General features: G+C 53.7%; 10 protein-coding genes and 1 pseudogene. 6 read left to right on the top strand and 5 right to left on the bottom strand.

What is annotated here, in order from left to right; translation table 11 throughout:
* A pseudogene (locus IGQ15_RS11180) lies at positions 1-336 on the top strand (hypothetical protein); the annotation flags it as partial.
* 161 nt (positions 337-497) lie between these two features.
* Here the strand turns inward: IGQ15_RS11180 and IGQ15_RS11175 are convergent.
* From IGQ15_RS11175 to IGQ15_RS11165, 3 genes are read right to left on the bottom strand one after another with little or no spacing between them, the layout of a single operon-like run.
* Positions 498-1355 carry a DNA adenine methylase gene (locus IGQ15_RS11175; RefSeq protein WP_297051779.1) on the bottom strand — a complete coding sequence of 286 codons (858 nt, stop codon included), beginning with the start codon at positions 1353-1355 and terminating at the stop codon, positions 498-500.
* Positions 1355-1648, bottom strand: coding sequence for a YggT family protein (locus IGQ15_RS11170; RefSeq protein WP_363315855.1), 294 nt, complete (start codon positions 1646-1648; stop codon positions 1355-1357). Before IGQ15_RS11170 ends, IGQ15_RS11175 begins: the two co-directional genes overlap by 1 nt.
* Before the next feature lie 27 nt (positions 1649-1675).
* Complete coding sequence (locus IGQ15_RS11165) at positions 1676-1999, bottom strand: metal-sensing transcriptional repressor (RefSeq protein WP_181495181.1); 324 nt, start codon at positions 1997-1999, stop codon at positions 1676-1678.
* A gap of 241 nt (positions 2000-2240) precedes the next feature.
* On the opposite strand from IGQ15_RS11165, the gene IGQ15_RS11160 reads away from it, so the two are divergent.
* Positions 2241-2696, top strand: coding sequence for a hypothetical protein (locus IGQ15_RS11160; protein WP_297051775.1), 456 nt, complete (start codon positions 2241-2243; stop codon positions 2694-2696).
* Here IGQ15_RS11160 and holA read toward each other — a convergent pair.
* Complete coding sequence (holA, locus tag IGQ15_RS11155; RefSeq protein ID WP_297051773.1) at positions 2633-3640, bottom strand: DNA polymerase III subunit delta; 1008 nt, start codon at positions 3638-3640, stop codon at positions 2633-2635. The two genes, IGQ15_RS11160 and holA, sit on opposite strands and share 64 nt — an antisense overlap.
* Positions 3641-3700: 60 nt before the next feature.
* On the opposite strand from holA, the gene IGQ15_RS11150 reads away from it, so the two are divergent.
* From IGQ15_RS11150 to IGQ15_RS11135, 4 genes are read left to right on the top strand one after another with little or no spacing between them, the layout of a single operon-like run.
* Complete coding sequence (locus IGQ15_RS11150; RefSeq protein WP_297051771.1) at positions 3701-4147, top strand: LptA/OstA family protein; 447 nt, start codon at positions 3701-3703, stop codon at positions 4145-4147.
* Entirely contained in the window at positions 4107-4895 is a 789-nt protein-coding gene (gene lptB / locus IGQ15_RS11145) for an LPS export ABC transporter ATP-binding protein (protein ID WP_297051769.1), read from the top strand. The genes IGQ15_RS11150 and lptB overlap by 41 nt, the downstream gene beginning before the upstream one ends.
* Positions 4896-4897: 2 nt before the next feature.
* Complete coding sequence (locus IGQ15_RS11140) at positions 4898-6034, top strand: LptF/LptG family permease (protein WP_297051768.1); 1137 nt, start codon at positions 4898-4900, stop codon at positions 6032-6034.
* A 35-nt stretch (positions 6035-6069) separates the two neighbouring features.
* Complete coding sequence (locus IGQ15_RS11135; RefSeq protein ID WP_297051765.1) at positions 6070-7131, top strand: 3-deoxy-7-phosphoheptulonate synthase; 1062 nt, start codon at positions 6070-6072, stop codon at positions 7129-7131.
* 27 nt (positions 7132-7158) lie between these two features.
* Here IGQ15_RS11135 and IGQ15_RS11130 read toward each other — a convergent pair whose 3' ends face one another.
* Positions 7159-7497, bottom strand: coding sequence for an STAS domain-containing protein (locus IGQ15_RS11130; RefSeq protein WP_297051763.1), 339 nt, complete (start codon positions 7495-7497; stop codon positions 7159-7161).
* Positions 7498-7568 lie beyond the last annotated feature (71 nt).

Raw genomic sequence — 7568 nt, 5'->3', positions numbered from 1 at the left:
TTGCGTAGCATCCTTTGGGAATCCCCTCTCTTTCAAGAAGGGGAGAAGTCAAAGAAATATCATCTATTATCTGATTTGGCCGAGGAATGCCGCAAGGCAGCTAGTCGCACACAACTGCTTGCTACGATGCATTCACCCTTTTTCCTGAACGTACTTCGTGCAGATGAGGCTTGGGGACTGTGGCGAAACGAGCAAGGCTACACACAATCGAAGCGAGTTTCAGATATTCCGGGTGGGGCTGGCTTTGTTAAGCATGGCGCATTGCTTGGTCATCTATGGATAGAAGGATATTTCGGTGTAGGTGACCCGCTCGTCCGACAGTGGAGCGATTTTTGAACCTTGTGGCTTAAGTGGAGGCCAGTGAGGAGATTCCTCCCCTCTTTTTTGGCTATCGTTTGGAACGGGCGGCCAAAGAGTTGATTCGAGAACGGGGCGCCGTCATGATCACGACACGGGGTAAATACTTGCCCGAAGGAGTCTTGTTAGAATTGCTACATTTAACAACAATAGGTGACAACCAGCAGCTCACTAATCTTACCGCGTTTGTGGCGATTGGAGTTGATCACACGGCTGGCCTGGAGTTCAATGCAGCGCCAAGATCGGTACAGTTGCAGCATCGGTTCAACCCAAGCATTGCTGAGCATGACGTAGCATCCCCGTTGAGCCAACGCACCGACAACGTTGGCTAGAGCAATCTGTTCTGCCTCACCAAAGGGCTGATCGGTGTAACTGGTGAAGCTGGCTGTTTTAGAAAGAGGATAGTAAGGTGGATCAAAGTAGATAAAATCCCCCGCCGTTGCCCAAGTCAAGACCTCTTGAAAATCCGCTACACTCAATGTCACGTTTTGCAGAGCAAGGCTCGCTTGGCGCAGAGCCTCTGGATCAAAAATCTGGGGATTGTGATAACGCCCCATGGGAACGTTGAACTGCCCGGCACGATTAACACGATAGAGGCCGTTAAAACAGGTTTTGTTCAGATAGATTAAGCGAGCAGCTCGCGCGAGGGGATCAAGTTGCTGCTGATCTAAGCTACGAATGTGGTAGTAAAAAGCTTCGCTGTGCTGTTGGCGATATTCCCTGAGTTCTTGAATTAGGTCCTCCACGCGATCGCGCACAATTTGGTAGCAATTCATCAGCTCAGGGTTGCGATCGCTCAGCCGCGCTTGCTGAAACTGAAACTGCCCTCGCTGGGCTTGGCTAAAGAGATACCAGTAGAGTGCCGCACTGCCACAAAACGGCTCAGCATAACAGCGACATTGATGGGGTAAATAGGGAGCCATTTGGCTCAACAATTGCGACTTGCCCCCCGCCCACTTGAGAAATGGCTTCGGGCTGAGGATCGCTGCTGTCCCCACTAGGCCGGTGGAAACAAGATGAACAACAGTCCCTGCTGCCCCACGAGCAATTCCCGTAGGAGCGTGACAATACCCACCCAGATAATGGGACTAATATCCACTCCCCCGAGCGGCGGCACAATGCGGCGGGTTGGTACCAGCAGAGGTTCTGAGAGCCAGTAAATCACCTTCAATGGCCCTTGGGTGAGGGTGATCTGGGGGTACCATGTGAGGACAATCCGCACCAGAAAGATCAGAGTAAAAATGGCGAGGATGATTCCCAGGACCCAATTGATGACAACAACAGCAGGCATTGGCATTGCTTACACTATCCCAAGTCATTATCCCAAAAAATGATCAAGGGCAGCTTTAAGTTCTGCAAGTTCCTGATCAATGCGTCCCTCTTGAGCGGCACGAGTGACACATTCATTCAAATGCTCATCGAGAATCAGCCGTGCCACCCGATCCAACGCTCCCCGCACTGCGGCAATTTGAATCAGTACCTCTGGGCAAGGCCGACTATCCTGCACCATCGTTTTGATACCACGCACGTGCCCTTCAATGCGCGAGAGCCGATTGACGATCGCCCGCAGCGATTCCTCACTGTGATAATGGGGATGGGAGTGCAGGGAAGGGGAAGAATGGGAATGGGATTCAGTGCCCACGGCAATATAGTCCTAAACAAAAAGACATTGATGATTTCTCGCACGGAACGGCAACCAATGGTTGCACAGCAATTGTAGCAAACTTGCTAGCTACGCTTGGTTTTGGCCTTGAATGTTAGCGCTCGTTTCTCAGTTCTTAAGTGGGCGTTTGCCTTGGGCGTCACTCCCGTCGCTGTTGCCCCTAGGGAAGTCGTGATAGTATCGGGACACATCCCCCGCAGGACTCAGTGGACGAACCGACGTGACAGAACCAATTTTTTGGTTGGCGGTGTCACTGGTATTAGTGGCCGTATGCTTGGCAGCCGTTTTGGTTGCTGCGATTCCGGCATTTATCGAATTGGCACGGGCGGCTCGCAGTGCCGAAAAGCTCTTTGATACCTTGGGGCGTGAACTGCCGCCTACGCTAGAAGCAATTCGCTTGACGGGTCTAGAGATTAGCGATCTCACTGATGACATTAGCCAAGGAGTAGAAAGTGCGGGTAATGTGGTCAAGCAGGTGGATCAAGGGATTGCAGCGGCAAAACGCCAAGTTCAAGAGGCGAAAGTGACCACCCGTAGTGTCTTTGCCGGGGTAAAAGCCGCATGGCAAACATGGCATCGTCCCAGTCGCAAACCCTCGCGGCTGCCCCCGAGTCAATTGTCACCGCCGCCAGAGCGATCGCCCCAAGAACGCCGTGAGCAGGCCAAGGAAAGCTGAATCATCCCTTGGCGTAGGGTCGCCACTGGCTCAGCCCCTAGCTTTAGTTGATATTCCGTGGCTAAGAGAATCTGCAAACAGGCTTGAAGGGCCGGCAAAGCAACAGCGTTCACTTCTTTTTGCAGGAAATAGACCCGTTTCGGATTTCCCACTTCGGCTAGCTTGGCAATGCGTTGATTGTCGCGCTCATGGCTGAGCAACTTGACCCACAACCACGTGCGAAATTGTTTTGTCAGAGTGGCCACAAGGCGCAAGGGGGGTTCATTTTGTAGGAGCAAGTCCTCCAGTTGGCTCAGGGCAGTGGCTGTGTCTCCCCGCAGCAGGGTACTGGCAAGGGTGAGGCTACTTTGTTGGGTGGCATGAACAAGGGTTGTGATGTCTTCAGCGGTAAGGGGGCGATCGCCCGCAAACAAGGCCAATTTTTCTAATTCATTGTGGAGTTGGCGGCTGTCGTTACCCACGGCTTCGGCAAGAAGTTGTATTCCTTCTGGGGGCAGGCGAACTTGATAGCGTTGAGCGGCCTCACGGATCTGCTGTTCAATCTCAGGGGTTTTCCAAGCGGCGATCGGACTAAATTCCTGAATGGTGCCATGCTGTTGCAGCAGCTTGACGGCTTTACTGCGGCTGTCGGGTTTTTGGGTACTGGTGAGGAGTAAATGACAGTTCGGGGGAATTTGCGGCAGGGTGAGTTCTAAATCTGCGAGGAGTTCCGCACTACAGCGTTGACCCAGCGTCGTATTCACCAGCCACACCAAGCGATCGCCCCCTCCCAAGGGCGGCGTCATCACCTGGGCTAACGCGGCTTGAACCGCCTCGGCATCCTCCCCAGCCAATTTTTCGAAGTTAAAACTTTCCCACAGGGGATCGACCACTTGTTGCCGTAGGTCTTTCACGGCCTGTTCTAACCGAAATTGATCCTCCCCCCAGTAGAAGTAAACGGGCATGATGCGGAAATTTTCCCTTATCCACTAGGATAAAGACATTGTGGCGGAGAATTGAAGGAAATGTTGCAATCTTGTTCCCGATGGCCATCCCGCCTTTTGGCGCTGGGTACACTGGGGGTAGGGTTAGCAATCACTCCCCTTTTCTGGCAGCCGGCAGACTCCCAAGAAACGCCTTCCCAAGCCCTCACCATCTTGGCTGATGTGCAGCAAGCGAATGCCGTCACGGGGGTAATCACAGCACGGGGCAATGTGCAACTCCGTTATCCCGCCCGCCAAATTCAGGCCACAGCAGCACAGGCACAATACTTTAGCCGTGAGGGGCGGATTGTCCTCAGTGGGAATGTGTATGTTTTACAACAGGGGAACAGTCTCCGAGCTGACACCATCACGTATCTTATTAGGGAAGCAAAATTTGTGGCTCTGCCCGCCCCCAGCCGCCAAGTCGAATCTATTTTAATGATCCCCGATGACCCTAACCAACAAATTCTTACACCTGTGCAGCCCTAAGGGGCGGTTTGCGCTACCGACCACGCTTCGCCTAGAGGGGGTATGTAAACGGTATGGCAGTCGTTGGGTGGTGGATCACGTCAGTCTCTCGGTGGCACGGGGAGAAGTGGTGGGTCTGCTGGGGCCCAATGGTGCAGGGAAAACGACAACCTTTTACATGGCCACGGGGATTGAACGACCGGATCAAGGGCGAGTATGGCTGGACGATGAGGATATTACCCATGCGCCCCTGCATCAGCGGGCGCGGCGGGGCATTGGCTATCTGCCCCAAGAACCCAGTATCTTTCGCCAGTTGACGGTTGCTGAAAATATTCTCTTGGTTTTGGAGGAAACGGGCGTGCCGCGGCGGCAGTGGCGCGATCGCTTGGATCAACTCCTGATGGAATTTCGCTTGACCCACATTGCCCACACCCTCGGTCGGCGAATCTCAGGGGGCGAACGGCGGCGCACCGAATTAGCCCGTGCCTTGGCAGCAGGGACCCAAGGACCCAGTTTTTTACTTCTCGATGAACCCTTTGCGGGCGTGGATCCCATTGCCGTGCATGACCTACAGGACATGATTGCCAAGCTGCGCGATCGCCAAATGGGCATTCTCATTACCGATCACAATGTGCGGGAAACGCTGGAAATTATTGACCGCGCCTACATTTTACGGGAAGGGCAGATTTTAGCCGCAGGGAATAGCTGGGAATTGGCACAGGATGCCAAAGTGCGGCAATACTACCTCGGTGAGGATTTTCGTTTCTAGGCATGATCAGAGCACTGCGGCGGATCTGGCTGCCGACCCTCCCCACGTTAGATCAGTATCTTCTCTCGCTACTGCTGCCGGGGTTTGTTTTTGGCGTTACAATCTTTACCACCTTGGCGCTGACCGTCGGCACGATTTTTGATCTGGTGCGACAAATTGCCGATGCTCAATTGCCCCTGACGATTTTGCTGCAATTGATTGGCTATCAACTGCCTACGGTCTTGGTCTTGGTCTTTCCCATGGCCGTGCTGCTCGCGGTTGTGGGGGCGATGAGTCGGCTCTCGGAGGAGGGGGAGTGGATTGCGCTGCGTAGTGTGGGGATTTGTCTGCGCCGTATACTCGTTCCTGTGGTGGTTTTTGCGTTGTTTGTGAGTGGGTTGACCCTCGCGCTCAATGAAATAGCGGTACCGATCGCCAAGTATGAATCGCAAAAACTCATGCGGGAGTTGCTGCAACAGGAGCGCACCCTCGGCTCAGGCACCGATATTTTCTACCCTGAGTACGATCGCCACGGAGATGTGCGGCGACTGTATTATGGGCATCGCTTTGATGGCAGCCGCATTCAGGGAATCACGGTTTTGGACTTTTCGCAACCGCAGCTGACTCAGGTGATTAGCGCTGAATCCGCTGAGTGGAATGTGCGTGAGAGTCGCTGGTTACTCTCTCAGGGGGTAGCCTATTTGATTAGCCACACGGGGGTCAGCCGCAATCTCTTGCAATTTGACCAACAGGAGATCCGCTTGCCTCGGCCTGCCCAATCTCGACAACTGCGGCCTACAGATGTGGATGAACTCTCGATCACTCAAGCACGCCGTGCGCTGCAACGTCTCGATCCCGATCAAGAGCCAGAACTGGTGCGTGCCCTAAAGGTTCACTTGGCTCAGTCCCATGCTCAGCCCTTTTTGGCCGTGGTCTTTGCCCTTTTAGGGGTGGGGTTTGGCCTCAGTCCCTCCCAACGGCGGGGGCGGCAGGGATTTGGCATTAGTGTGGCGGTGGTGTTTGGTCAGTACGTGCTCACGTTTTTTCTCGGTGCACTGGGGACGATTGGCACACTTTCCCCCCTTGCGGCGGCGTGGTTGCCCCACGGCATTGGCTTGGGGGTGGCGATCGCCCTACTGTGGCGCGCGGATCGCAGCTAGAGAGTTATGATGAAAAAAGTGCTGATTGCTGATCCATGCCGCAAACGTTTGATCTTCACGTTGTTGAGACGCGACCCTTGTTGACGCCTGCTACCCTGCTGGCGGATTTACCGCTGACCGAATCCCAAGCCACCCTTGTGGCCACAACCCGCGATCGCATTCGTGACATTTTTAAGGGGCGCGATCGCCGACTGTTGGTTATTGTGGGCCCTTGTTCAATTCACGATGTCAAGGCGGCCTTGGAATATGGAGAAAAGTTGGCGCGGGTGCGCGATCGCCTGCGGGATAGTCTTGAGATCGTCATGCGGGTTTATTTTGAAAAACCACGGACCTCTGTAGGCTGGAAAGGGCTGATTAACGATCCGCACCTCGATGGCAGCTATGACATCAACACTGGGCTACGCCTCGCACGGAAGCTACTGCTGGATTTGGCCAACTTGGGGATGCCCGCCGCTACAGAATTGCTCGATCCGATCATTCCCCAGTACATTGCTGACGTTGTCAGTTGGACCGCCATTGGCGCTCGTACGACGGAAAGCCAAACCCACCGTCAAATGGCGTCAGGTCTCTCGATGCCCGTAGGCTTCAAAAATGGCACCGATGGTCACTTAGATTCGGCAATTAATGCCATGATCGCGGCACAGCAGTCGCACCACTTTCTGGGAATTAATGCTGAAGGCCGTGCCAGTATTGTTGCCACCACTGGGAATCCCGATACTCACCTTGTGCTGCGCGGTGGCAAAGATGGCCCCAACTATTCTGCCGCCCACATTGAAATGGCGGCTGCCCTCCTAGAGCGTAAGGGGCTCACCCCTCGGTTGATGGTGGATTGTAGCCATGCCAACGCTGCCAAAGATGCCCAACGCCAAGTGCTAGTGTGTGAGAATCTTGCCCAGCAGGTACAGCAAGGTTCCCGCTACTTGGCGGGTGTGATGATCGAGAGCCATCTCAAGGCGGGCAATCAACCGATTCCCAAGGATCTCTCGCAGTTGGTCTATGGCCAAAGTATTACCGATCCCTGCGTGGACTTTGCGACAACAGTAACCATGCTCGAAGGATTGGCGAGTGCTGTGGGGTCACAACTGGTCGCCAGATAACTGGATTGCCAATTGAAGGAGGGGAAGCTAGTGACTTGCCCCTTGGGAAGGTAGATTCAATGAAAAGAATTCTTCCTCATTTTTGAGGATGTGAAAGACCTTATCCATACTCGTGAGTTCAAAGAGCATCATCATCTGCTTGGGAATATTACATAGGTAAAGCTGTCCCCCACCTGCGCGTACCGTTTTCAGAGCAACAACAAGAGCACCCAAGCCAGAACTATCAATGAAGGTAACATCAGCACAATCCAGCAGCAGGGCCTGAGTTCCCCCTTGAACCAGCTCACTAATGGTTTGGCGAAATTCCTGAGCTTGGGGGGCACCAAAGACCCCAGACAGCTTCATCACTTCGACAGTATTGGCCATAACAGGATGACGGAAAGGAATTCTTCGCTAGTATACAGCCTTTTTTCACCGAGAGTCGTAACGCGACCAAT

The sequence above is a fragment of the Thermosynechococcus sp. M98_K2018_005 genome, from assembly GCF_015295825.1.
In the GTDB taxonomy this organism is placed as follows: Bacteria; Cyanobacteriota; Cyanobacteriia; order Thermosynechococcales; family Thermosynechococcaceae; genus Thermosynechococcus.
Note: the sequence above shows the minus strand (reverse complement) of the source record. Positions and strands in the feature narration are given on the sequence as shown.

What these genes read in the sequence shown, in the direction of transcription:
- IGQ15_RS11135 (WP_297051765.1), top strand. Translation starts at nt 6,070, where the DNA reads ATGCCGCAAACGTTTGATCTTCACGTTGTTGAGACGCGACCCTTGTTG.
- IGQ15_RS11130 (WP_297051763.1), bottom strand. Translation starts at nt 7,497, where the DNA reads ATGGCCAATACTGTCGAAGTGATGAAGCTGTCTGGGGTCTTTGGTGCC.
- IGQ15_RS11150 (WP_297051771.1), top strand. Translation starts at nt 3,701, where the DNA reads ATGTTGCAATCTTGTTCCCGATGGCCATCCCGCCTTTTGGCGCTGGGT.
- holA (WP_297051773.1), bottom strand. Translation starts at nt 3,640, where the DNA reads ATGCCCGTTTACTTCTACTGGGGGGAGGATCAATTTCGGTTAGAACAG.
- lptB (WP_297051769.1), top strand. Translation starts at nt 4,107, where the DNA reads ATGACCCTAACCAACAAATTCTTACACCTGTGCAGCCCTAAGGGGCGG.
- IGQ15_RS11140 (WP_297051768.1), top strand. Translation starts at nt 4,898, where the DNA reads ATGATCAGAGCACTGCGGCGGATCTGGCTGCCGACCCTCCCCACGTTA.
- IGQ15_RS11170 (WP_363315855.1), bottom strand. Translation starts at nt 1,648, where the DNA reads ATGCCTGCTGTTGTTGTCATCAATTGGGTCCTGGGAATCATCCTCGCC.